Below are 24,118 nucleotides of genomic sequence, written 5' to 3' on the forward strand. Positions count from 1 at the left end.
TTTCGTAAAGCCAAAACCGGAAACACAATATGCAAATTCAAGTTTTAGTCGTATTTATAGTAGCACTTGTATTTAACGCACTTGCCAATATTCTAATAAAGGCAAGCTCTTTGAAAGACGTATCAGAAAAACCGGATGGGATACTACAAGTAATTTTAAATCCAATGTTTATTGGAGGATTGGCATCCTTTGGCTTCGCATTATTGGGGTATCGTTTTGTATTGGGCAAGGGATTAAAATTATCACTAGCTTATCCGGTATTTACAAGCGCTGGTTTTATTCTGGTGTTGATCGTATCTTCTATTGCGTTTAAGGAAAGATTGACCTGGCCACAATGGGCGGGAATTATCTTGATAATCGTAGGGGTATGGTTATGCGCCGCAAATATGTTCGAAACAAAATCTTAAATTACTTTTTAAGATTCAAAATGCAATAGTCAATCAATTGTATAAGAAAAATATTATATAACAATGTTCTCAAAAAGTTGTAAATCATTCAAACTTAACTTGAAAAATCTGATTTGCACTAGAATCAGCAACAAGTAGTCTTTGATTCAAACAATCTACTTTAACTACGCCGATCGACATAAATGTGTGGGCAATCGTAGAAACGTTAAGAAAAGGATCTACGATACGGATTCTATTTGAATTTGCGTCTGATACAAACATATAACCGCTGTTATCTAGAGAAATAAAAGCAGGGCCGAAAAATGAAGCGTTTGTTCCGTTCCCATCCACGTCCGCCCCAACTCCGTTTCCCAAAAGAGTGGATACGGTAGAAGTTTTGAGATCTATTTTTCTAATTCTATGATCTTGAATGTCTGCAGCCAGTAAACTATCTGTTTTATGATCATAAGCAATTCCTAATGGAGATTTAAAACGAGCCGAAGCTAAATCTCCGTCCAAATAACCCGAAATTCCTCCGGAAAGAGTGCTCACATTTCCAGAGTTTAGATCAATCTTTCGGATTGTATGATTGCCCAACTCCCCCACGTATAAGTTTCTTTCAGGATCTATATCCATAAAAAAAGGACCGTTAAACAAGGAGTTGAGTCTATCTCCGTTTTGAAGACTGCTCGATCCGGAAGAACTTCCAGCAAACAAGGAAAATTGTTCCATAGAATCTATCTTATAAATTTGAGAACTGTCTTTGCAGGAAACGTATTTGTCTCCGGTAAACGGATCGAACTTAATGCCGGAAGGATCTTCTAAAGGTAAGTTTGTAGAAAGGGTTTTTACGTTTCCAGAGGGATCAATTTTACGAATCAGGTTGGCCATCTGATCGCTCACAAAAATATTTCCAGAAGTATCTACTTCTAAACCAAAAGGAGTTTTGAAAGAAGCTGTGGAAGTTGTACCATCTACGCTTACTGCAGCACCGGTACCGGCAAACAAACTAACAATAGGTTTGTTTGTAATTTTAAGAGAACAAAGATAACATTCCTTAAGGATACAGTCCAAGATTGTGTTTTCAATCCAAGCCTGACTCATAAAAATGCTAGGATTATAAACAGAAGAAGGGGAACAAGAAATCAATACTAAAATGAAAATCAAAATTCTATAGAACATAATTACCTTTTTAAGAATTAGAATGAATTTTTTTATAGAAAACTACAGTGGGTTTTTACGAAAATATAGAAGTTGTGTTTATTGCTCAGAATTATATGATAAAGTACTTAATGCAATAAGTTATTGAAAAATTTCAAAGTGGCGATTAACAAAACGACCGTTTCCATAAAACAGAAACAGCGGAGAATAAAATATTCAACAACTATAATATTCCACACATCAATCATGTAAATTCTGTGTAAGAAAGATTCGCGAATCCGGACCACGCTTTCGGTTTAGATCAACAAATTGAGAGAACAAAATCTTTTCTTGAATTCAATTTGTTATAGAATGCGATTTGTCGAACGAGACGCTTTAGTTTGAAAGAGCATTTTGCTGAAGTTTCCCGGTCTCAATCGCTTTCGAATTGAATTATGCCGAACTCGCGTTAATCGACGCTTTATCACAACATTTACGGGCACTCAATTTTATAGGGATCGGTAAAGAGTTGTTAGGTTTAAGCCTGAATTGCAGCGCGGAAATACTGAATATAAAAAAAGGTATCTCAAATAGATCTTTTCATCTGAATGGGAGAAGAGAGGTCGTAAGTCAATGAATCAAGGTCCACTTTCAGGAATCAAAGTAATCGATTTAAGTTTATTGTTACCTGGTCCATTATGTTCTATGTATTTGGGGGATATGGGCGCCGAAGTAATAAAAGTAGAAAATCCCAGGGCGATGGATGCAACTAGGGTGATGTTTAAAAAAGTGAATGGAGCTCCCTCTTTATATTTGATGCTCAATCGAAATAAAAAAGCGATCACTCTCAACCTAAAAAAAGAAAAATCTAGAGAGATACTTTTTAAATTATTAGAAAATGCTGATGTACTTTTGGAAGGATTTAGGCCGGATGGACTTGCCAAAATGGGATATGGATATGACGATTTAAAGGAACGTTTTCCTAAATTGATTTATTGCGGAATTTATGGATATGGAACGGAAGGGAAATATAGAAATTTTGCGGGACACGACGTAAATTATCTCTCGCTCTCTGGAGTACTTTCACAGACCGGAAAAACACCTCAGATTCCAGGATACCAACTTGCGGATATAGGAGGGGGGACTATGACTGCTCTTTCTTCAATTTTGGCGGCTTTGTATGCAAGAGAAAAAACGGGAAAGGGACAAAAAATTTCCGTCTCCATGATGGATTCGTCATTGCAGTTTTTATCCTTGTATGGAGGGATTTACGGAGCCACCGGAAAAAATCCAGAAGGAGGAAATGAATTACTTTCTGGTAAATTACCGAATTATAATGTTTATCAAACCAAGGAAGGTCGTTGGGTAGCATTAGGCGCTCTTGAAGATATGTTTTTTAAAACTTTTTTACGGCAGTCCGGGTTGGATAAACATTTGGAAGAATTCCCAGCAGAAGAAAAAAACTTTCTAAAATGGAAGGAAATACTTACTACCTATTTTTCTACAAAAACATTCGAAGATTTGAATGTTCTTTTTGAAAATGAGGATTCTTGTTTAACTCCTGTAAAAACAATAGAGGAGGTAATTAAGGACCCGGTATTCCAAGAAAGTGGAATGGTTATGAAAAAAAAACATCCCGATTACGGAGATTATTTTCAGTTCGGAGCTCCTTTTTCATTTTCCGAAACTCCTGTAACATATCGTTTGGACCCTCCGAGCCACGGGGAACATAATGAGTCTATCTACCGAACTTTAGGGTATACCGTGGAAGAAATAGAAACGATGAAAAAGGAAAAAGTGATTTGAATTTCATCGAGAAACAATTGAAGACAAGAAATATTTTCTCAACTATAGACATTCTATAAATTGTGAACAGAACGTTCGTTCTTTGAAATTTAAAAACAAATTAGTTTTAAAAAGATTTTGTGAGGGTCTGGAAAATTTTAAACATAGAATGAATAAAAAAAATAAAAAACAAACAGATCATCGGTTTTTTCTTTTATATTTTGGTTTGATCTAATCACTGTAAAAAAAAAAGTAGGATTAGAATATTCTCTTAAGATAAGAAGGGCAAAACCGATGTACCAGGAATTTACCGAACAACAGCTCGAGATCAGAGACCAGATTCGCAATTTCGTGAAAAAAGAAATTACTCATGAAGTTGCTATCCACTGGGACGAAGAAAATAAACATCCAGAAGAACTCATCAATCGTATGCGAAAAGAACTAGGAGTTAACGGTTTAACCATCCCCGAAGAATATGGTGGTTGGGGGCTCGGTTCTGTTGAGCAGTGTCTTGTAACTGAAGAACTTTCCAGAGGATGTCTTGGAATATCTCTTTGTTTTGGTTATACGGGTCTCGGAATTCTTCCAATTCTAAAAGGCGCTTCTCACGAGCAAAAGAAAAAGTGGCTACAACCTGTGGTCGATGGAGAATACGGAGTATCTTTCTGTCTTTCTGAGCCTGGTGCAGGATCAGACGTTCCTGGTATGAGTACTACTGCCGTAAAGAAAGGTGACAAATGGGTCATAAACGGAACTAAACAGTGGATCACAGGTGGAGGTAGCGCAGGTGCTTATACAGTATTTGCCTATACCGATAAAGGAAGAGGAACCAGAGGTGTAAGTTGTTTTTACGTAAAGAGAGACACTCCCGGATTAACCGTTGGTAAAAAAGAAGATAAGTTAGGAATCCGTGCTTCCGATACTCGTCAGATCATCTTTGAAGATTGTGCAGTAGAAGAAGCGAATATGATCGGAAAAGAGAATTTAGGATTTATTTATGCGCTTCAAACATTGAACGCTTCTCGTCCTTATGTTGCGGCTATGGGTGTAGGTGTCGCTCAAGCGGCTCTCGATTACGCTTCCAAATACGCAAGACAAAGAGAGCAATTCGGATCTAAGATTTCCAGCTTCCAAGCGGTTCAACATATGCTTGCCGATATGTCTATTGGTCTGGAAACTTCCCGCCAAGTTACTTATCTTGCAGCTAGAATGTCTGATGCTGAAGATCCAAGACTTCCGAAATATTCTGCAATTGCAAAAGCTCACGCATCTGAAACTGCAATGAAATGTGCTTTAGATGCGGTTCAAATTTTCGGAGGATACGGTTATACAAAAGAATATCCGGTCGAAAAATTAATGAGAGACGCAAAAATTCTTTGTATCTTTGAAGGAACAACTCAGATTCAGAAAAATGAGATAGCCGCTTATGTAATTCGTGAGGCAGCATCCGCTAAATAAGAAAATTAGAATTTTTGAAAGTATCTTTCGATTGGGAGCAATTTGAAAAAATTGAATTTCGGATCGAAACGAAAGTTCAAAAGTTTGGATCAGAGATTAGGCGTTCGGTGTTATCATCGAGCGCCTTTTTTATTTTGTTTGTGGTTATGATGAATCATTTGCGACTACAGAATAGGTAGCTCAATTTCTTTTCCTATTTAGAGCCTGTCCCAAAACCCAAAGAATTTTACGCGATCATTCTTTAGAAAATTTTAATAAACTACAGTAGTTCCCACAGATTTTGTCTCATTTGGTACTTTGGGAACTTTCAAGCAGTACTAATCTAGTTCAATTTTCGTAGTAGCTCCCATATTTTATGAAACAAAGCAAACACCTGTCGGTGTTTAGGTTTTTGGACAAGCTCTTAACGTGAGTTCTGTGTAAAGTTGGAATAGATCAATTCCTTAAATGTGGGAACTGCTGCAAAATTCCGTTCGGAAAAGTATGATTTAAAATCGTAAAAAAATAAAAAGAGACGTGAATTGTGGGAACTACCACAATTTAAAAAATAGAAGTTTATAACAATTGAACCTGTCGTATTCAAGTTGGGAACTATTACAAATCACGGTTTTACGAACAAATTCTAAAATTCTAGGAACTCATACTTTAAAAAAAGTTTTTTTCAGCCGGACTCACGCTAAAATGGGATTTAAATTTTGATGCTGGTCGCAAAACAGTAGTTTTGTGCAGAAGCTTGATTGGACGATGATTCTTTTGGTATTTCATAGTTAGTTACACAATTTTCAAAGTTTAACTGGTTTGCAGTAGTTCCCACAGATTAAGTTCGTATAATAAATTTTTAAACATTCATTTTTTGTGATTCTATCCGTGGGAGTTCCCACGTTTATTTTTATGGAAAAATCAAGTCTTTATTTTTATAAAACGAATCTCTTATTCTTATGCCGAACTTACTGGTTTTTCAATATTGAATGTGTAATTAAAATTGTTTTAAATTCGAATTGACAGCATAGGTTCACATTCAAACCATTGACTCAGGATGGTCCAAATGAATAGGATTTTGTCCATTTTCACTTTTATCTCGATTCTATTTTTAAGCGGTTGTAAAGAACCGGATCAAAAAATAGAATTAGAAAGTTTTGTCGTAAAAAACGTAATTCATCCCAATAACAATCCATATAATAAAGACAAAGTAGAATTGGGAAAACTGCTTTATTTCGATAAACGACTTTCACTCAAAGAGGATACGAACTGCGCAATTTGTCATTCGGTGGAAATACGGGATTTGGAAAAAAATTCTCTACCTAAAAATAAAATTCATAATTCTCCGGCTTCTTCTTTTACAAACGTAGGCTTGTATAGGGACGTGTTTATGGATTCTCAGGCAAGTGATTTGGAAGATGTCGTAAAAGAAAGAATTCATACGGCGGTAATGCTCAAAGACGAAAAAACGATCGTAGTCAGACTCAATCGTGTTCAAGCATACAGGGAACTTTTTGAAAAATCTTTTGGTTCTCCTGGAATAACTATGGATCGAATCGTAAAAGCGATTTCAGCATTTGAAAGGACGATTCTATCTAAAAATTCTAAATTTGATCGTTATGTGATGGGAGAAGATTCCGCGCTTTCCCCGTCTCAAAAAAGAGGATTAGACGTATTTATGAACAAGGCGAAATGTTCTCAGTGTCATAACGGACCGAACTTTTCGGATTCCGAAAAACATACTACTGGTTTGAGTGGAGTCGTTCAAAAAGTGAGAACTCCAAGTCTTAGAGATGTTAGCAAGAAAAACAAATTCATGCATAACGGAGAATTTACAAATTTAGAAGACGTAGTAAATCATTTCGTAAATGAAAGAACAAATGATTCGCTTTTAAAAGAATCTATAATTACCGAAGAAGAAAAAAAAGATTTAGTTGAATTTTTAAAATCTTTGGAAGGCGAATTTCAACTATTAGAAATACCTAAAATACCAAAGGCATAAATAAAAAAAGCCTATTCCAAAATATCTTTCGAGCGATCATAGAAGTTAGACGCTTGAGTCTCAGGGCGCGTATTTTAACGTGAGTTCAACGTAAGAAAATGAGAAAGGGTTTTCCAAAAATGTGAGTTTTATAATTTGTTTGTAAAATTGCGATTTGCGGTAGTTCCTACAAATTAAGTTACATTACAAATTTTTAAACATCTACTTTTTGTATATGAGTTCTCACATTTTAGAAATTGATCAGTAAAGTTCAGATTCCAGCTTTTTTCAGAAAAATGAATTCCTTACGTAAACTCACGTTATTTTAAGATAATCTTTTTAAAATCAATCTCTTTGATAAGAGAATAAAAAAGGCTCTCATTAGAGAGCCTTTTTTTTACAAACGAAATGTTATAGATAAAAAATCTTAGAGTTCGTGTTTATAACCGAATCTGTAGATTTGTCCACCGACAACGATCGGATATGCAGGAAAAGGAGAAAGGTTTGCAGCTCCACCTAACGATTGAGTTTTACCAACTGAATAAGCAGCAGACATGATCGTTTCTAATTCAATGAAAATGTGTCCTTTATCGGTTACTCTAGCTTGAGTTCCAATTAAAAAGTTAGGGGCAATTCCAGAAGTTCTAAAACGAACGTGCTCACGAGTAGTGACCGGATCGGTTCCGTCTGCAATCAGGTTCGCAACACTTCCCGCTCCAGCTGCGGCTAAAATATCATGACCTCCTTTGAGGTTGTTGGATCCGTTTAAACTCCATCCACCGTTGAAGTAATTCAAACCGGCTCCCATATACACTGCAGCATCTTCAGTAACATTTAATTTAATACCAACGGTTGCAGGAATGACGATAGAACTAAATCCCCAAGTCATATCTACAATGCTATAACCAGCAATATCTGCCTTTGTAATACCACCGGAAATTTTTTGAGTATATTCCGCAGCAACTCTCCAGAAAAAATACTTACCAAAATCGGACTCGTAACCTACCATTAGGTTTCCTCCGACCATGGCTCCTTTTGTACTTCTTGCATTGATAAATCCGCCAGTAGTTCTATCGAGAGTGATCAGTTTATTTTCAGCAGGGATAGCCTTTCTAGGTGCAATTCCTACATAATTTCCTTCACCCGTAGGCTTTCCTGGATTTTGAACACAAGTAGGATCATTAGGGCCTACCGCACAAGTGTCTGTTGATCGGACCGGACCATAATAACTTGCAGCGTCCAAACCGTCTTTAGTGATGGTTCCTCCTAATTGACCCAGGTCTAACTGTAACCCGAATCCTACGATTGCATATGTTTTTGCACTTAGGCTTGCAGCCGAAGAAAATACTACGGCTAGAATAAGCAACGCCTTACTTATGTTACGGACCATTGATAACTCCTTACTCATGATTCAATTGGAATTTGATGTGTTTCCGGCAAGATTTGTATTTGGTTCCTGAATTCCGGACACAGTGGGAACTTTAGAAGTTCATGGATTAGTGTCAAACAGGATTTCGTAAAAAGGTTGAAAAGTTCCCAAAATTCTACAAAGGAAAATAAAAATGAATTTCTTTTTTATATCAGTTGTTATATTTTTTGAAAAAATTCTGAACACCTGTTATAAAGAAAATTTATATTCAATTTCTTGAGTGGTTGAGTAAAAATCTTATTTTTAGATTTTAACTTTGGTCGGAGCACTGTAAAAAAATAAAAGTTCTTACATTTTATTTAAGTTTTACTAACAAATTACTCAATAAACATTCAATATAAAATGCAAATATGGATGGAAAGGTTTCTTACAAAATCCAAAGGTAAGAATTTTAAAATCCAATACCTTCCTAAAATTAAAATTTTGAGACTTTGAAAACTCATTAGAGTTGAAAGTGGAGATTAACAAAACTGCTTCAATTGACTGTTTCCATAAAACAGAAGCTGATGGGGAAATTCATTTTTCAATGACTCTATTTTTATAGAGGTTTTTCGAAATATAGAATCAGTTACTAATTTAGAGGAAAATTCTATCCGTTGATTTTTAAGAGAAAATCTTTTAAGATAAGAATTGAGTTAGAACGAACTTTTCAGTGTAAAATACAACTAAAATTGAATGTGATCTTCTGATTTAATAACAGATTGGATTTTGAGTCTGTCTCAAAACCTAAAAACGAAGAACATTCAATTCTAATAACCAATTGAATAGAATCCCTTTTCGAAAATTTGTTTTATGCGGTAGGAAAAAATTTAAAAGACGACAAAAACATCCGGGCAAAAAGAAAAAGCCCGGATGAAGTAGAAAGTTTTTATATTCTTTCGATGATTGTAGCAATTCCCATACCACCACCGATACAAAGAGTAATCAACGCATAACGTTTTTGTCTTCTTTCAAGCTCATCTAACGCGGTACCAAGAAGGATTGCGCCTGTCGCTCCGAGAGGGTGTCCGAGAGAAATGGAGCCTCCGTTGACGTTGATTTTTTCGAGAGGAATTCCAAGGGATCTTTGGGTATAAAGAACTACCGAAGCAAATGCTTCGTTAATTTCCCAGAGGTCTATATCTTCCGGTTTGAGGCCTGCCATCGCCAACGCTTTTTTAGAAGCAGAAACAGGTCCCGTTAACATAATCGTAGGATCTTCACCGGTAGAAGCCATAGCGGCAATTCTTGCACGAGGTTTTAAACCGTATTTTTTAATTCCTTCATCGGAAGCAAGAAGAACGGAAGCGGCTCCGTCTACAATACCGGAAGAATTGCCTAACGTATGGATATGATTGATTTTTGGAATTTCCGGATAAGATTTAAGAGCAATTGCATCTAGTTCTTTTTCTCCGATCGTTTTAAAAACGGGAGCCAGATCCGAAAGCCATTCAAATGTAGATTCGATTCTAGGATTTTCATCCGTATCTACTATGGTTCCGTCTTCTGTTTTTACAGGAATGATCGATTTTTTAAAATAACCTTCTTTAACCGCTTTGTCTGCTTTGATCTGGGAGGATTCTGCAAAACGATCCGCTTCTTCGCGAGAGATTCCGAACTTAGTAGCAATTAGATCCGCAGAGATTCCTTGTGGAACTAAGTTATAGTGTTTTTGAATATTCGGATTTCCTATATTAAAATCTCTTCCATTCATGTCGGCTCCCATTTTGACTCTGGACATGGATTCGACTCCTCCACCCAGAGCGATTTGCATAGAACCGGATTGAACGTGATTTGCTGCGTTGTTTACCGCTTGTAAACCAGAGCCACAAAAACGGTTTACGGTGTAACCAGGAACAGAGTTCGGCCAAAGAGCTGACATGACCGCATAACGTGCAATACAAGCTGCTTGATCGTCTACTTGAGATACACATCCCATTACTACTTCTTCTACAATTTCAGGTTTGATTCCGTTTCTTTCCTGAATTGCGTTTAAGGTGACAGCAGAAAGTTCTTGTGGGTGAATACTAGCAAGTGACCCTCTTTTTTTACCTTTTCCTCTTGGAGTTCTGACTGCATCGATTACATAAGCGTTTGACATTGTTCTACCTCGCTGCTTATTTCGTTTTTTGACGATTTCATGAACAGCTGTTTAGTAAATTTAAGTATTTCGGTTTCCATTTTGAAGAGGCGGGGACGTTTGCAATTCTTTTTGTTGGAACTTTGTGAAAGATCTGGTTCAAAGTATGTTTGGATCTAGAATAACATAAATTTTGGAACAAATCTAAGTATTTAAAGTGAGTTCGGCCTAAATATTAGAGTTGTTGAAAAATTCGATAGTTCAAATCAACAAAACTGCTTTAATCTATATTTCCATGAAACAGAAATTGATGGAGATTCATTTTTTAACAAATTCTATTGAAGATTATCATTTGATTTCAAATTTAACGTGAGTTTGGCGTAAGAAAATGAGAAAGAATTTTCTAAAAGTATAAGTTAGGCGTTGATCTGTAAATTCAGAGCCTTACATTTTTAGAGGGGCTGCAAAATTTCAGAAAATTGTGAGAGTTCCTACATTTTAGGAATTGATCTCTGTAAAGTTTAGATTCCGAATTTTTTCAGAAAAATGAATTATGGCCGAACTTACGTTAATCAGGTCCTCAACATTTTGTGTTTAAATAGAACTTTATAATAAAAATTATTTTTTATATGCTGCTCGGACATATAAAAAAAACAGATTAAAGATTACTCATACTATATAATAAAGTGCCTAATATTTTACATAGAATCAGCGTTTTGTAATAGAATTAACGGTACTCAATTTTATAGAGATCAGTAACAATCAATTTTGCAAAAGATGTGAAAGCGCTGGCATCTAACCCAGATTTGTTGATTTTTTGAAGGAAGCATAAGTATTATTTTTTATGCGTTCGAGTAGTAAAGTAAGTGGGAATTTTTTAAGAGAATTCTTTTTAACATTTAAAGATAATCATCTTTAAATGTTAAATTTATTTCATAAAGGTTTTTGTTCAAAGTTATACAGTTTAGAACACTACGAATTTTTTTTGAAAAAATTATCCTAATTGATTTTGGAATTCCAAGGCCATAGAAGGAGTCATTTGATGATGAAGTACATAATTTCTAAATTCTTTTGGAGGTTTGCCGGTAAATTTTAGACAAGCTCTTCTAAAAGAAGAAGGAGAATTGAAACCACTCGCTAAAGCTACTTCTAAAAGATTAATATCCGGTCTTTGTTCAATCATACGTTTTGCTTCTTCTAATCTATGAAAACTTAAAAAATCTGTAAAGCTGAGATCTTTATAATTGTTCAAATAATAAGAAGCTTGATGAAGTGAAAGCCCGATATAAGCTGAAAAATCGGACAAACGAATTTCTTCGTCCAAATATTCTCTATCTTCCACAAATTTTTGAATTTTCTCTTCGATACGAGAAATGTCCAAACGTTCGACTAAATTTTTAGGACTGGTTTGTAGAGTTTGTGTTTTACTATCTTCCGATTTAATTTCTATCAGCTCGCTGGAAAAACTCACCTTCCAAAATTCAGGATGATTGTATTCCAGTATGAAAAAATAAATAATGAAAAATCCTGTAAAAGAAAGTGCAAGAATCATCAAGTTCTGAACACCTAACCACATTCCAATTGAATGTACTATAAGCGCTGTACAAAGTGTAAAGTTTTGAATCGGGTAATTGAGATAGATTTTTTTCATCTTATTCTTAATTACATATTGAAGATTAAAAATCCCAGCGGAAAATTGTAAGGTAAAAAGAACCAATTTTCCAAAGTAAACGATTGAGATTAAGTCTTCTATCATTAAAGAAATGAGAAAGATTACTGGAAAAGAAAGAAAACTATATAGGCTTAGACGTAGAGGATTTTGTAAGGCACCAAAAAGATACATGACGTAGAAAGTGGAAGATAAAGAAGCACAAACCGCAAATCCATAGTAGTAGGAGAAAAAGATGCGCTTTTCGAGATTTAAGATTCCATTTGGATCCGAAGTCATAAATGTAAAAGCTTTGCCGTGTCCGATAATTAAAAAGCAAGCGCTCATTAAAAAAATTCCTCGAACAAGGTTTAAACGACTTTTAGTTGCTTTGTAAAAACCAGAAAGACCGGTTAGAAAACTGATTACTATGCTTGCAGAGTAAAGATATTCTAAATACCGATTTAATGCTTCCTTTAGAAAAATTAAATAATCAAGAAAATTCAGATCCGGAAAAAAATCCATTCTACTCTCACCTCTAATGATTCTTTTGACCTAAGATAATTTGGAGATTTAAAAAACCATTTGTTAAGTCAAGACGATCAAAATAAATATTTTATTTCCTAAAAATATAAGACGAATTCTCATATCTCAAACCAAATCGAAGGATTTTTCTCTTAAGATTGGAGGAAATCAGTTTTAAATAGAAGTTACTATCTACTTAACTAAAAGTCTTTTCAGGATATAAAATGAAATAAAGGAGGATCCTGATGCCGTGAAATCATGAATAGTTTATAAAATGAGAATGGACTGATGGTGTAATTTTTGTGTCAAATTTTGTTAAACGAAATTAAATTGCATTAGAAAAGTATTAATTATTTTTAATTTATAATTATTCTGAAACGTTATAAAGACGGTCTGAATTAAGAGAAATTAAAAATTTATTTGGGACTATTCAGATAAATTTTGAAGATTAGATTCGAATGGATTTTACTTTGAATTCATATATATAAATTAAGGAATTTTGATTGGAAAGATTTTCGGATTGGCTCCTTTAATTTTTTGGAAAGATATTTAACGTAAATTCGTGGAGAAAATGAGAAAGGATTTTCTAAAAATGTGAGTTTTTACAATTTTAGAATTTGTTCATAAAATCGCGATTTGCAGTAGTTCCCTCAAATTAAGTCACATTACAAATTTTTAAACATTTATTTTTTGTATGAGTTCCCACATTTTAGGAATCTTTTTCAGAAAAATAAATTCCTTATGCTGAACTCACGTGATTTAGAGTGTAAATGTTTATGAAAAAGTTTTTATTCCAAAGTTCTTGTTATTTTACGTTTTAGTTACAATCATTTTTTTTCTGTCTTATGGGACCGAAATGTTTTTTAAAAGTAGAAACAAAGAACTCATTTGATAACTTGAAAATGAGTGCGATGTTCTAAATTGGATCAATGGAAATTTGACAAAATCAATATTCAGGAACCTTTATGAATTCTAAAGGCAAAGGTATTACTGAATATTGAATTTTTGTATCTTTTAATCGAATTCAAAGTTCATTTTATATTTTATAGAATTCCCTTTGAAAATGTGGGAACTACTGCGTTTATCAAAAAGTTTTTTTACAAAACGATTCCAAAAGGTATTTTATTCTAAACTGTAATTTGTTCCGACAAATCCCCTCATTCAAAAATTTAATTGCAATTGTAATGAAAGTCTATCTAGGGATGTATTATTTTTTTGAGGGAGGTTATACTTTAACTTTTGAGACATTTTTATGTGACTTCGTATATATTCCAAAGACAAATTTGTACTGATCCCTATAATTAGTTACCGTAAATTTCTATTACAAAGCCTGTTTTACTCGTCTCGAGTATCTAATGTTTATCCCAAAGTGCAGTTTTACGTAAATTTGATAGAATCCGATGCGAAAGCGATTGAAGCGTAGAGAAACCAACAGAACGCTCTCTCAAACTCAGCGTCTCACTCTCCATGGATCTTTCGACAGATCGCGTTCTATAATTAAATTGAAACTAAAGACTGAATATTATATTATGTTTCTTTTATGCAATTTATTGACTGGAGCTGAAAGCGCGGTCCGGCGACGCCGGATTCGACCTGGTTTTTTTTACGTAGAATTTACATTAGAGTTGTTGAAAGTGGGTGTTAACAAAACTGCTTCAATTGTTGGTTGTTTCATGAAACAGAGATGGATGGAGAATTCATTTTTTAGCAATTCTATATTGAAATGTTAAACTATTGGGTTCTTTATTCTATAATTCTGAGTAGTGTATGTTATGAAACTGAGTGCCGTTGATTTCAGAACACTGTTTTTAGTACAAAATATTGAGAATTTATTATATAGTCCCGAATGGTAAAATTAAAAGTTTATACATTACTGATCTCTATAAAATTGAGTACCGTTAATTTTATCATAAAACACTGGTTTCATGCAAAATATTAGGTACTTTATTATATAATTATGAGCAATAGAGTAATATGAATCTTAAGTCTGATTTTCATTTAGAGGTAGAATTTTAGGTAATCTATTATATAATTCTAAGTAGTTATCAAAATCGATGAAAAATTATCTAGGATTTGTGCGCTTTGGTTTTTGAGACCAAAACGAATGTAAAGGCCTAGGAACGGAGAAGAAACGCTTGTCAAGATAAGTCTTAATTTCAGAGTTAAGAATGTATGGCAAATCAGAGTGATTTCCCGGAAAAGATTGAAGCAAAAAAACGTCCGCTTCATAATATCTATGGAAAAGAGATTCTTCGTAAACGTCTTGAAGAAGAAAATTTTTCCAGAACGACTCTTTCTTTTTATCGTTATGTGATTTTAGAAAACGTTCAACAACTTAGAGACCAACTTTACGCCGAATGGGAAATACTCGGAGTTCTGGGAAGAATTTATATCGCAAGAGAAGGAATTAATGCGCAACTATCCATTCCTTCTCACAATCTGGATTTTTTTAGAAAAAATTTAGATTCTAGAAATCAATTTAAAGATATGCCGCTTAAAATTGCGGTGGAAGACGATTCCAAATCTTTTTTTAAGCTCGATTTAAAGATTAAAAAGAAAATTGTAGCCGACGGGTTGGATGACAATGCCTTTGATGTGACTAACGTTGGAAAACATCTTTCTGCTGAGGAATTTAATCTTCAGATGGAAGATAAAAATTCTATCGTTGTAGACGTAAGAAATCATTACGAAAGTGAAATTGGTCATTTTGAAAATGCAATTCTTCCCCAGTCGGACACGTTTCGTGAGGAACTTAGAATTTTGTTGGAGTTATTAAACGGAAAAGAAAATCATAAAATTCTAATGTATTGCACCGGGGGAATTCGTTGTGAAAAAGCAAGCGCCTGGCTTAGACATCACGGATACAAGGACGTCAATCAACTTCATGGAGGGATTATTTCTTATGCTCATGAAGTTTCTCAAAAAGGTCTTAAATCTAAATTTAAAGGTAAGAACTTTGTATTTGACGGTAGACTTCAAGAGACCATCGGAAACGAAGTTATTTCTTCTTGTCATCAATGTGGCACAAAGTGTGATCGTCACGTAAACTGTGAAAATCCCGGTTGCCATGTTCTTTTTATTCAGTGTCCATCTTGTTCCGAAAAGTTCGAAGGATGTTGTACGTTAGAGTGTAAAACTATCTTACATCTACCCAAAGAAAAACAAAAAGAAATTAGAAAAGGGAAGTTGAACGAAAATCGTTTTTTTTCGAAATCTAAAGTCCGTCCTAAAATTTCAGAACTCTATCTTTAAGTTTTTATAATAGAAGTTTTTTTAGACCAAAACCAAGCCAGAGTTACTCCTGCGATTGCGTGCCAAATTCCCCAGGTTGCGGCTATGATCGCCATACTTCCCTGACCTTCAAAAAACGCGAAGATCAAAACAAGACCTAGTCCTGAATTTTGAATTCCAGTTTCTATAGAAATACAACGGGAATCCCTTTCGTCCAAACGCATCAACTTTGAGAAATAATATCCCAATAAAAATCCAACCGAGTTCATTAGAAAAACATAAAGGAATACTTTATGAATTACGTTCAAAAATATTTGAAAGTTTGCAAAAAGTGCAATTAATAAAAATGCAGCAAAGATAATAGCTGAAAATATTCTGATCGGTTTTACGATTTTTGCGGTTGTTTTTGGTAGAAATTTTTTTGTCAAAAGACCCAGTAAGATCGGGATTACTAAAATCATTAAGATTGCTTTGAATACGTCCCAGGGGTCTAGGGATATTGTTTTTAACGTCGTTTGTACGGGAGGATATAAATTTCCCCAAAAGAAAAAATTAAACGGAGTTATAAAGATAGCAAGCGCAGATGAAAACGCGGTAAGCGAAATGGAAAGGGCGGTATTACCTTTTGCAAGAAGGGTGATAAAGTTTGAAATATTACCTCCTGGACAGGCCGCTACTAAAAGCATTCCGAGTGCGATTCCGGGAGAAGGTTTTAAAATCCAAAGGAGTAAATAAGTGGCAAACGGAAACAGTACAAATTGAGATAGTATTCCGGTGATGGAAGATCTGGGTTTATCAACTAACAGTTTAAAGTCTTCAAATCTAAGTTCTAAAGCAATTCCATACATAATCAACCCTAAAAGTAGATTCAAAAAAGCTAAATTACTTTCATTAAAATGAATCCGAACGAAATCTAGTTCCTGCATTTTTTAATCCGCCCAGGCTACAAAAATTTTCCTGGGTCCGGTAAATGGATGCCTTCCGTGGGAAATTGAATAGTTGTCTATTACCAAGATGTCTCCGTTCTGCCAGGAAAATAGAGAGATATTGTTCCAAAACGCATTTTGAATCTGTTTTAGTTCAGCACTTGAAATTTCTTGCCCCTTTCCGTAAGTGCAATGTGTATCTAAGTATTCTTTTGGAGTGGTTATTTTTTTGATAAACGTAAGGATTTCGAGAGTAATTGCTACTAAAAATCCTCGGATCGTTTTTTGACGTGCAAATATTTTCCAGTATTCCTTACGAGCAGCGTCTATATGAAACACTTGAGAATGATTGTGCCATGCCAATGTGTTGAATTCAGGATGTTTACGAATTGCTAATGTAGTATTTACAAGTCTTAGGTCGTCTTCGCCAAACCATTCTACTTTAAAGTTTTGCTTTTTAGAAATTTTTTCGACTTCGTTTTTATCTTTTGTTTGGAACATTTCGTCCCAACGTTTAGTTTTCCAAAATTGGAAACGGGATTGGCTGGAGGGTCCATCGTAAACTCTGGAATATCGTATTTTTTCTTTTTCAAATTTTTCTCGTATATGAGTTGGAATTTCTTTTAGTACTTTTCTAAGATCGGTGATAGGTGTTTCTCCAAACTTTCCAGGAGCTTTTCCACAGTAGAAAAAAAGTTTTTTAGGTGGAGAATCTAAAAAGCTCATCTCTGCGTGTTGCATAATAGGATAGGCAGGTGGGAGTTCCGTTGCAGTGAATGTATACTTTGTTACCTGATTGCGGGGAGACGTTCCAAGATAATTATTTTTTAGATTGGAATCTACGTTTAGAATTACTTCTTCAAAGTCTTGGGGAGAGGTCACTTCAAATCCTCTAAAAAGGATAGCCCCATATTGTTTGAGATCATCAGTTAACGCGCGTTTGTTGGTCTTAATCCACTGGATTAGAGTTTGTTTGCTTTTTTGTGTTGTAGAGTTTGGTTGATAAATTACAGGAAGTGGATTTTCTGGATCGAAAAAACTTTTTGATAATTCAATTAAAGAAGACGCGGTTTTTGGTTTTGTTTGTTTTTTGGAAATGTTTTTGGTTGAGGTTTTTTCTTTTTTTATTTTGGGTTTAGAAAAAGTTTTGGCTGCCATAGATTTTTTGCCTCCGAATGTTTTCCAGATATTACTTTAAAGTGTGAGTCTGGAAAAGGCCTTTTTGGATACCTTGAAGGATGGAAGATTTCGTTTGCAAGAAATATTTGATATAGTGGATATAAAATTTAATAAATTGAATTTATGAACTATTGTATTTTATTTTGCACACAATTCATGAATGAGAATATTAAATAAAATCGCCTAAAAACACATTTTTGACATATTTTAACTTCCGCTTTTTGTTTTTTTGAATAGAATGTTAATAGTTGAATTCTGTTTTAAAAGAATTGTATCTGCTAAGTGGGATGATTATTTTAGAGATAAATTTCAATTTTCGTTTTTTGAAGAGTTCACAACTTCAAAGATAGATTGGTAATCGGTTCTTGTATTTTGGAACCTAAGAGATGATTTCTTTTTTAGATTTGGGAAATTATTTTATAATGTTCGGATGAAGATTTGTTTTTAGATAGCTTGAGCTATTTAGTATTTAAGAATAAAATAAAATTATAATTTTGCGACTTATTTTATTATAATTTGTTTCGTTTTTCTTTTAATTGTTAGACCGAATTTTGAATCATGACGATAGGACTGTGTTTTATTAAGATTTTTTTATAGTTAACGTGAATTTAGCATCACGCGAAAGGGATCATGCGGGGGAACTCAACAGAACGCTCTCTCAAACTCAGTGTCTCGCTTTTATGAATCTCATTCTATATTGAAACTAAAGACGAAATACTAAATTAAGTTTCTTTCATACAATTGATTAACTGGAGTTGAAAGCCCGGTCCGGCAAAGCTGGATTAGCCATAATTTTCTTACGTCGAACTCACATTAGTTATCATTCGGAAGCATAAAAATGATACTAAGTTATTAACGGTCGAATTTTGGGAAAAAATAGAGTTATTTAAAAAATAACGCAAATGCGGGATTTGCTCTATTTTAGAGCATGGCTAAAACATTCAAATTATTGAAACAATCTAATCTAAGTATTCTATTTATGCGTCCGAGTAGTAAATCTGAGTTAAATGTAATTTTTTGAAAAAGCCACATTTTTGGTATAATCGATCTGGGACTTTTAATACTATTCTTATACGTAGGAGTAGTAAGGAGATTTTGTATATAAAATACTTGGGCATTTATATAAAACAGTAGTTTAAATATTTCTAAAGTATTTTTTTGAGATTTATTTTGATTTTTGGCTTTTATTTTACTTACAAAAAAATTTTAAATTTTTATAAATCAGTTTTTTTGAATGAGGTAATTTGTCGGAATAACTAATTGAGATTCTTGGCTAAATTTATAAGCGTTATCGTTGAAATTTGTAATAGCTACTCTATTTATTTTATATACAAAATATTCAGATTTTCTTAAATTCTAGAAACTACTGCAAAGTTTAAGATCGCAGGAACAACTTTAATAGGTATGTGTTCAGTAATGTGAATGACCCATGATTCATTTTTTTTTGAAAAAGTTGAAATTTGAGCTTTGTAAGTCGATTTCTAAATTGTGGGAATTACTGCAAATTATGATTTTACGGATAAAGTCTGAAATTGTAGGAACTCATACCTTTAAAAAATTTTTCTTGTACTGAATTCACCATCTAATAGAGTTGTTGAAAAATTAATTCTCAATCAGTTTCTGTTTCATGGAAACGGTAAATTAAAGCAGTTTTTTGATCTGAATTATGGAATTTTTCAACAACTCTAATGTTGATTTGTGTTTTCCATTAACAAATTTTGATCTTTTCCGACAGATTCCGCAAGAACGAGTCCTAAAAATACGATCGTACATCCTACGATTCGTACTGGTCCTGATTTTTCACCTAACAATAAAAAGGCGATAATAGACGAAAAAACTGGTTCCAAAGAGAAAATAATTCCCACTCGAGTGGGTGACACATAACGTTGAAATTTGGTTTGTAAAAACGTAGTTAATACGGAAGCCAAAAGCGCGTTGTATAATACTCCTGGAATTAATCTTGTACTTGGGTTCAATCTAACTTTTTCAATTCCAATAAAATGTAGTAGAATCATAGAAATCAATGCGAAAAATCCCGCCACAAAGGACTGATAAAATACAGATATTCGAATTGGTATTTGTGCACTTACTCGGTCCATTTGTATGATATACAACGAAAAGAAAATCGCTCCGCCTAACGTGATCCAGTCGCCGCTCGCTATTGTTAGAGTGCCTTCCATTCCGATTTCTCCGGCAAATATCAAACATATTCCGGTAAAAACGACCAAAGCACCTAAAAGATTTCCTTTTCCGGGCATTCTTTTTTTTAAAATTGCTTCAAAAATTGGAGTGATTACAACTAACGTTCCTATTAAAAAAGAGGACTTGGTTGCGGTTGTAGTTTTAAGCCCTACGGTTTCGCATGCAAATCCGAGATATAAAAACATTCCAAGTAAAAATGCCCCTGGATACCAAATTTTACCTTTTCTAAATTCTTTCCAAGCGAACGGTAAAAAGATCATACTTGCGATCCCAAAACGAAGTCCCAGAAATATAGAAGGTGAAGTGTCTCTCAGGCCGAAAATAGTCATTGTAAACGTTCCTCCCCATATCAAAGTGCAGAGGATTAGATAGATTTCGTGTCTTATGAGAAACATTATATTCTATTTTTCTTAAGTATGATTTTTAGAGGTTCCCAACTGCCGTTTGGTCTGGTTTGTATTTCTGCCGATTCGTAACCTTCTTTCGAAATTTTAATTTTGGTTTCCTTTCGATCTGGAAATAATTGAAAGTAAAAACCGTTGATCGGATTCGAAACTCGAATTTCTTCCTGAAAGTATTTTACCCTTTCGATTTCTACCTTTGCCTCCAATGGTGTTCCTAATTCATCCGTAATTTTTAGAAAAATCTTTTTTCCTTCTAATACTTCGTTTAATAATAGGTTCCAAGCTTTTCTCAGTGATGCGTTTACCTTTTCCACTTCCTTATATTCAGGGTTTAGATGAGTGGTTTCCAATAGATAAGCGAGAGTTCCGTGCACAAAGTAAAAGTAATCCTGATCGACTCCGTCTATTGGGTAGATATTTTTTCTTGCTTCGAATTCCTTTTCTGGATTTAAGCTAGTCACCGAGGCTGCAATTTTTTTTCCTAATTCCTTTGCCATATCTGGTTCAGGATTATTTAAAGAATCAATCGAATATGGGACTAACAGACAATTTGCATATGCATGATAGCTAATGGACGCCGCAAACCTTTCTCGATTTGCAAGTTCTATCATAGCTTTTGTTTCAGATTCGGATCCAGGCGAGGGGCCTCTATAAAAGTAGTTAGATGGATTGGAGGAAGAATATCCTCCTCCGATTTTGCCCCAATAAAACGGATAGTTGCGATTGATATCTACTCCGGGGTTTAATTTATCGTTAACCGGTCCGGAACCCGGATAACCATTTTTTCTTCCCATCAGGTTAGATACGTGCCAAAAATTTCTGGCTCCGTCTGGATTTACGATCGGTACAATCCAGATTTTCATCCTATTTAGAATTTCCTTATATTTCTTTGGTCTGGATAGTATGGAATAGATTATATCGTAACAGTGTTCGATAGAGATAACTTCGTTTGCGTGATGAGCACAGTTGAAAAGTACGGAAATTTTTTCCTCGTCCGGAACGGTTACGTTTGTAAGAAGTAAGGCCGGGATTTCTCTTCCTCTGGCGGTTTTGCCGATCACCTCTACTCTAGCCTGTTCTGAATATAAATTTGAGATTCCAAGTAAATAATGAATATTTAATATATTATCCTTATATCCTTTTTTTAGGTCTTCAAGGCCTGTAAATCTTTCGTTGATCAATTCCTGATAATTTCCGGAATAATATTTAAATGGAAAGTATTGTTTGACGACGGAGATTCCGGGTCCGAATTTATCTATGTCTTGTTTATTAATTACAGAATAATAAGAATCCGATTCCTGATAACTGATCTTATACTTTCCTTCGGTTTTTTCTTTAAATTCTCCCAGCCGTCCCGGATCGATCCGAACGAGTAACATCTTTCTTGGGTCGTTTAAAGGAGAATTGGGAATTTTTTTGCGAAAAAAAACGGCACAGGAAACAAATAAAAACAGACAGATGCAGATTGTAAATACGGCGCTTGAAGGAAGATACGATTTCATTCTTTATAAAATATCGGAACTAGTTTGTTCTTATCGCTTTCAGAATCCAGAGATTTTTTTAAATACTTGATTGATTTGTCCGTTTCATTTTTCAGTCTATCCTCATTCTAAAAGATTTTTTTTAAGTTTTATATCTTTGTGGTTAGGACCTTATATGAAATCGAAAATTCAAAATTTTCTTTTTTGGTCGGCGATGATTTCGATCGCCTACTGTGGATGGATGTGTAAGTTGTCTGCGGATTCTTCGCCTTGTGGAGGAAAAGAAATTTCAGGAATGAAATGTATTCCCGCCGGAGAATTTATCCGCGGAAGTAATGTTTACGACGCAGACGAAAAACCAGAAGAAAAGGTTTATGTAAGTGACTTTTATATGGATATATACGAAGTCACGAACGAAGAATTTGATAAGTGTAAAAATGCAGGTAAATGCCAAGAATGTTTAAAAACTGGAAAGTGTAATTATATTGGTCCACGTTATGGTAAACCTTACTTAGGTCCTAAACAACCTGTAACAGGGATTAGTTGGTATACTGCTAAAGAGTTTTGTGAATGGGCTGGTAAAAGACTTCCAACGGAAGCAGAGTGGGAAAAGGCTGCCAGAGGACCCGACGGAAATTTGTATCCCTGGGGAAATGAACCGGCAACTTGTGAAAGGGCGATCATTGAAGTAGGGGACATTAAAGGATGTGTTTCTAAAAAGACTGAAAAACCTCATTTAATGCCGACTGCAAACGTAGGCACAAGGGCTCCCGGAGTTTACGGATTGTATGATATGGCAGGAAATTCTTGGGAATGGACTGCGGATTGGTATTCCACTTCCTTTAAGACTTGTGGCGATTTTTGTAGAGGAAAAGATCCGAAAGGTCCTTGTGACGGAAAGGAAGTTTGTCCCGGTTATAAGAAAAAGGTTTTAAAAAGTGGTTCTTGGTGGTGGCCCGCTCGTTATGCGAGAGGTTCTAAAAGAAGATCTCATATTCCAGAAAATTTTCCAGAATATCACCATTTTGGGTTTCGCTGTGCAAAGGATGTAAATAAATAATATGTTTAATTATTCTAAATTAGGAATTTATGTTGTTCTTATGTTTTTTTCTTTCGTTTTTTTGTTTTGTTCTGGATCTAAAAAAGTTCAAGAAAATCAAAATGGTTCTTTAAATGGAGAAGATATAATTTCTAAACTTAAAGAAACTCCTCAAGAAACTCTCGTTCCCACCAAGTGGGACGTGGGCGACACTACGGTTTCTAATGAAGATCGTTTAGATCTTCTTATTCCTCACGTTCAAAATTTAAGAAATGTTTATGTTGGAGTTGGTTCTGAACAAAATCTTACGATTGCTGCTTGGGCTAAGTCGGATTTTATTTATCTTATGGATTTTACTCAGATCGTAGTTCACGCAAATACGATCACGATTCTTTTTCTACAAAAAGGTGACAAAAAAGAAGATTTTATTCGTCTTTGGGGAAAAGAGGGTGAAAAAGAAGCGCTTGAATTGATCCAGGTTTCTTTTTCGGATCCGGAAGTTTACAAAAAGGTTTATAAACAAGCAGCTCCATTTATTCGAAAACGCCATAGAACCAATTTGATGCTTTCTAAGAAATATAATTATAAGATGTTTCAGACAGACGATGAACAATATTCTTATATTCGAAAGTTGGCTATTGAAGGAAAAATTTTACCAGTTCGAGGGAATCTTTTAGGAAATGTTACGTTAACCGGTATTGGGAGCACTTTAAAAAAGATAGGTCACAAGGTAGGGGTCATTTATTTTAGTAATGCGGAAGAATATTTCGCTTATCCTCAAGATTTTAAAAATTCAATTCTCAATCTTCCAATTGCAGAAAATTCTCTTGTGGTAAGAACGATTTCGGTACGTAAAGATTTATTTCCTTGGTCTCCCGGTTCAGAGATTTCTACGGATCGAGGTTTTCATTATTGTGTCCAAAAAATTTCTAACTTTCAAAAATGGTTATCCAGTGGCAAACCGGGACTTCGCTCTTTACAAGTGATGGTGGAAGGTGGAACGGTGGATAAAAAAAATGGTATCACGGTTGTTGATAAGGAACCGGTTGTTATAGATAATAAATTACCTAAAACGGATGGTTAAATACAAATCATTGTGTTTTTATAGTAAAATCTAAATGAATGTTTTTGATACGTTTAGTTTAAGCTTGAAGTAAGATTAGTATTTTTATATATTCAGGAATTATAAATTATTTATTTTTGATTGTTTTAATATCTGCTTTTGATGATCGTTGGCGTAGTAAAATTTACATTTAAAAATCAATC

At 34.4% G+C, this 24,118-nt stretch carries 15 protein-coding genes; 7 read left to right on the forward strand and 8 right to left on the reverse strand.

Annotated features, from left to right (window positions below):
• Positions 1-29: 29 nt before the first annotated feature.
• The gene (locus LEP1GSC059_RS10570; RefSeq protein ID WP_002177943.1) at positions 30-407 is read left to right on the forward strand and encodes a DMT family transporter; all 378 of its coding nucleotides are present in this window, start codon (positions 30-32) and stop codon (positions 405-407) included.
• 84 nt (positions 408-491) lie between these two features.
• On the opposite strand, the gene LEP1GSC059_RS10575 is transcribed toward LEP1GSC059_RS10570, so the two are convergent.
• On the reverse strand, positions 492-1,568 hold the full coding sequence (locus LEP1GSC059_RS10575; RefSeq protein ID WP_002177986.1) for an NHL domain-containing protein: 1,077 nt from the start codon (positions 1,566-1,568) through the stop codon (positions 492-494).
• A gap of 663 nt (positions 1,569-2,231) precedes the next feature.
• Between LEP1GSC059_RS10575 and LEP1GSC059_RS10580 the strand changes: the two genes are divergently transcribed.
• The 3 genes from LEP1GSC059_RS10580 (at position 2,232) to LEP1GSC059_RS10590 (ending at position 6,750) form a co-directional block, all read left to right on the forward strand.
• Positions 2,232-3,332: a CaiB/BaiF CoA transferase family protein gene (locus LEP1GSC059_RS10580; protein ID WP_337587748.1), complete on the forward strand. Its 1,101-nt coding sequence runs from the start codon at positions 2,232-2,234 to the stop codon at positions 3,330-3,332.
• Between the two features lie 273 nt (positions 3,333-3,605).
• Complete coding sequence (locus LEP1GSC059_RS10585) at positions 3,606-4,769, forward strand: acyl-CoA dehydrogenase family protein (protein ID WP_002152868.1); 1,164 nt, start codon at positions 3,606-3,608, stop codon at positions 4,767-4,769.
• A 1,045-nt stretch (positions 4,770-5,814) separates the two neighbouring features.
• Positions 5,815-6,750 carry a cytochrome-c peroxidase gene (locus LEP1GSC059_RS10590; RefSeq protein WP_017215668.1) on the forward strand — a complete coding sequence of 312 codons (936 nt, stop codon included), beginning with the start codon at positions 5,815-5,817 and terminating at the stop codon, positions 6,748-6,750.
• Between the two features lie 406 nt (positions 6,751-7,156).
• Here LEP1GSC059_RS10590 and LEP1GSC059_RS10595 read toward each other — a convergent pair whose 3' ends face one another.
• The 3 genes from LEP1GSC059_RS10595 to LEP1GSC059_RS10605 form a co-directional block, all read right to left on the reverse strand.
• Entirely contained in the window at positions 7,157-8,119 is a 963-nt protein-coding gene (locus tag LEP1GSC059_RS10595; RefSeq protein WP_002178035.1) for a porin OmpL1, read from the reverse strand.
• Between the two features lie 907 nt (positions 8,120-9,026).
• Positions 9,027-10,238: an acetyl-CoA C-acetyltransferase gene (locus LEP1GSC059_RS10600; RefSeq protein WP_002177837.1), complete on the reverse strand. Its 1,212-nt coding sequence runs from the start codon at positions 10,236-10,238 to the stop codon at positions 9,027-9,029.
• A gap of 973 nt (positions 10,239-11,211) precedes the next feature.
• Positions 11,212-12,390, reverse strand: a complete 1,179-nt coding sequence (locus LEP1GSC059_RS10605) for an AraC family transcriptional regulator (protein WP_017215671.1) — start codon at positions 12,388-12,390, stop codon at positions 11,212-11,214.
• A gap of 2,172 nt (positions 12,391-14,562) precedes the next feature.
• Here LEP1GSC059_RS10605 and trhO point away from each other — a divergent pair.
• A complete protein-coding gene (gene trhO, locus LEP1GSC059_RS10610) occupies positions 14,563-15,642 on the forward strand; it encodes an oxygen-dependent tRNA uridine(34) hydroxylase TrhO (RefSeq protein WP_017215673.1) in 1,080 nt (359 codons plus the stop codon).
• Here the strand turns inward: trhO and LEP1GSC059_RS10615 are convergent.
• From LEP1GSC059_RS10615 to LEP1GSC059_RS10630, 4 genes are all read right to left on the reverse strand, one after another.
• Positions 15,639-16,547 carry a bile acid:sodium symporter family protein gene (locus tag LEP1GSC059_RS10615; RefSeq protein ID WP_017215674.1) on the reverse strand — a complete coding sequence of 303 codons (909 nt, stop codon included), beginning with the start codon at positions 16,545-16,547 and terminating at the stop codon, positions 15,639-15,641. The genes trhO and LEP1GSC059_RS10615 overlap by 4 nt on opposite strands.
• 3 nt (positions 16,548-16,550) lie before the next feature.
• Positions 16,551-17,705 (reverse strand): TauD/TfdA family dioxygenase, encoded by a 1,155-nt coding sequence (locus LEP1GSC059_RS10620; protein WP_002177967.1) that lies wholly within the window; start codon positions 17,703-17,705, stop codon positions 16,551-16,553.
• Positions 17,706-19,411: 1,706 nt separating this feature from the next.
• Positions 19,412-20,323, reverse strand: coding sequence for a DMT family transporter (locus LEP1GSC059_RS10625; protein WP_017215675.1), 912 nt, complete (start codon positions 20,321-20,323; stop codon positions 19,412-19,414).
• Positions 20,323-21,834, reverse strand: coding sequence for a M14 family zinc carboxypeptidase (locus LEP1GSC059_RS10630; protein ID WP_020980756.1), 1,512 nt, complete (start codon positions 21,832-21,834; stop codon positions 20,323-20,325). The genes LEP1GSC059_RS10625 and LEP1GSC059_RS10630 overlap by 1 nt, the downstream gene beginning before the upstream one ends.
• A gap of 70 nt (positions 21,835-21,904) precedes the next feature.
• Between LEP1GSC059_RS10630 and LEP1GSC059_RS10640 the strand changes: the two genes are divergently transcribed.
• Positions 21,905-22,873, forward strand: coding sequence for a formylglycine-generating enzyme family protein (locus LEP1GSC059_RS10640; RefSeq protein WP_017215678.1), 969 nt, complete (start codon positions 21,905-21,907; stop codon positions 22,871-22,873).
• Between the two features lies 1 nt (position 22,874).
• Positions 22,875-23,936, forward strand: a complete 1,062-nt coding sequence (locus tag LEP1GSC059_RS10645) for an LIC_10091 family lipoprotein (protein ID WP_017215679.1) — start codon at positions 22,875-22,877, stop codon at positions 23,934-23,936.
• Positions 23,937-24,118 lie beyond the last annotated feature (182 nt).

Origin of the sequence: Leptospira noguchii serovar Panama str. CZ214 (assembly GCF_000306255.2) — a bacterium.
In the GTDB taxonomy this organism is placed as follows: Bacteria; Spirochaetota; Leptospiria; order Leptospirales; family Leptospiraceae; genus Leptospira; species Leptospira noguchii.

Coding starts and splice junctions, on each gene's coding strand:
- LEP1GSC059_RS10600 (WP_002177837.1), bottom strand. CDS start 10,238: ATGTCAAACGCTTATGTAATCGATGCAGTCAGAACTCCAAGAGGAAAA.
- LEP1GSC059_RS10605 (WP_017215671.1), bottom strand. CDS start 12,390: ATGGATTTTTTTCCGGATCTGAATTTTCTTGATTATTTAATTTTTCTA.
- LEP1GSC059_RS10630 (WP_020980756.1), bottom strand. CDS start 21,834: ATGAAATCGTATCTTCCTTCAAGCGCCGTATTTACAATCTGCATCTGT.
- LEP1GSC059_RS10615 (WP_017215674.1), bottom strand. CDS start 16,547: ATGCAGGAACTAGATTTCGTTCGGATTCATTTTAATGAAAGTAATTTA.
- LEP1GSC059_RS10620 (WP_002177967.1), bottom strand. CDS start 17,705: ATGGCAGCCAAAACTTTTTCTAAACCCAAAATAAAAAAAGAAAAAACC.
- trhO (WP_017215673.1), top strand. CDS start 14,563: ATGGCAAATCAGAGTGATTTCCCGGAAAAGATTGAAGCAAAAAAACGT.
- LEP1GSC059_RS10595 (WP_002178035.1), bottom strand. CDS start 8,119: ATGGTCCGTAACATAAGTAAGGCGTTGCTTATTCTAGCCGTAGTATTT.
- LEP1GSC059_RS10585 (WP_002152868.1), top strand. CDS start 3,606: ATGTACCAGGAATTTACCGAACAACAGCTCGAGATCAGAGACCAGATT.
- LEP1GSC059_RS10580 (WP_337587748.1), top strand. CDS start 2,232: ATGTATTTGGGGGATATGGGCGCCGAAGTAATAAAAGTAGAAAATCCC.
- LEP1GSC059_RS10575 (WP_002177986.1), bottom strand. CDS start 1,568: ATGTTCTATAGAATTTTGATTTTCATTTTAGTATTGATTTCTTGTTCC.
- LEP1GSC059_RS10645 (WP_017215679.1), top strand. CDS start 22,875: ATGTTTAATTATTCTAAATTAGGAATTTATGTTGTTCTTATGTTTTTT.
- LEP1GSC059_RS10625 (WP_017215675.1), bottom strand. CDS start 20,323: ATGTTTCTCATAAGACACGAAATCTATCTAATCCTCTGCACTTTGATA.
- LEP1GSC059_RS10590 (WP_017215668.1), top strand. CDS start 5,815: ATGAATAGGATTTTGTCCATTTTCACTTTTATCTCGATTCTATTTTTA.
- LEP1GSC059_RS10570 (WP_002177943.1), top strand. CDS start 30: ATGCAAATTCAAGTTTTAGTCGTATTTATAGTAGCACTTGTATTTAAC.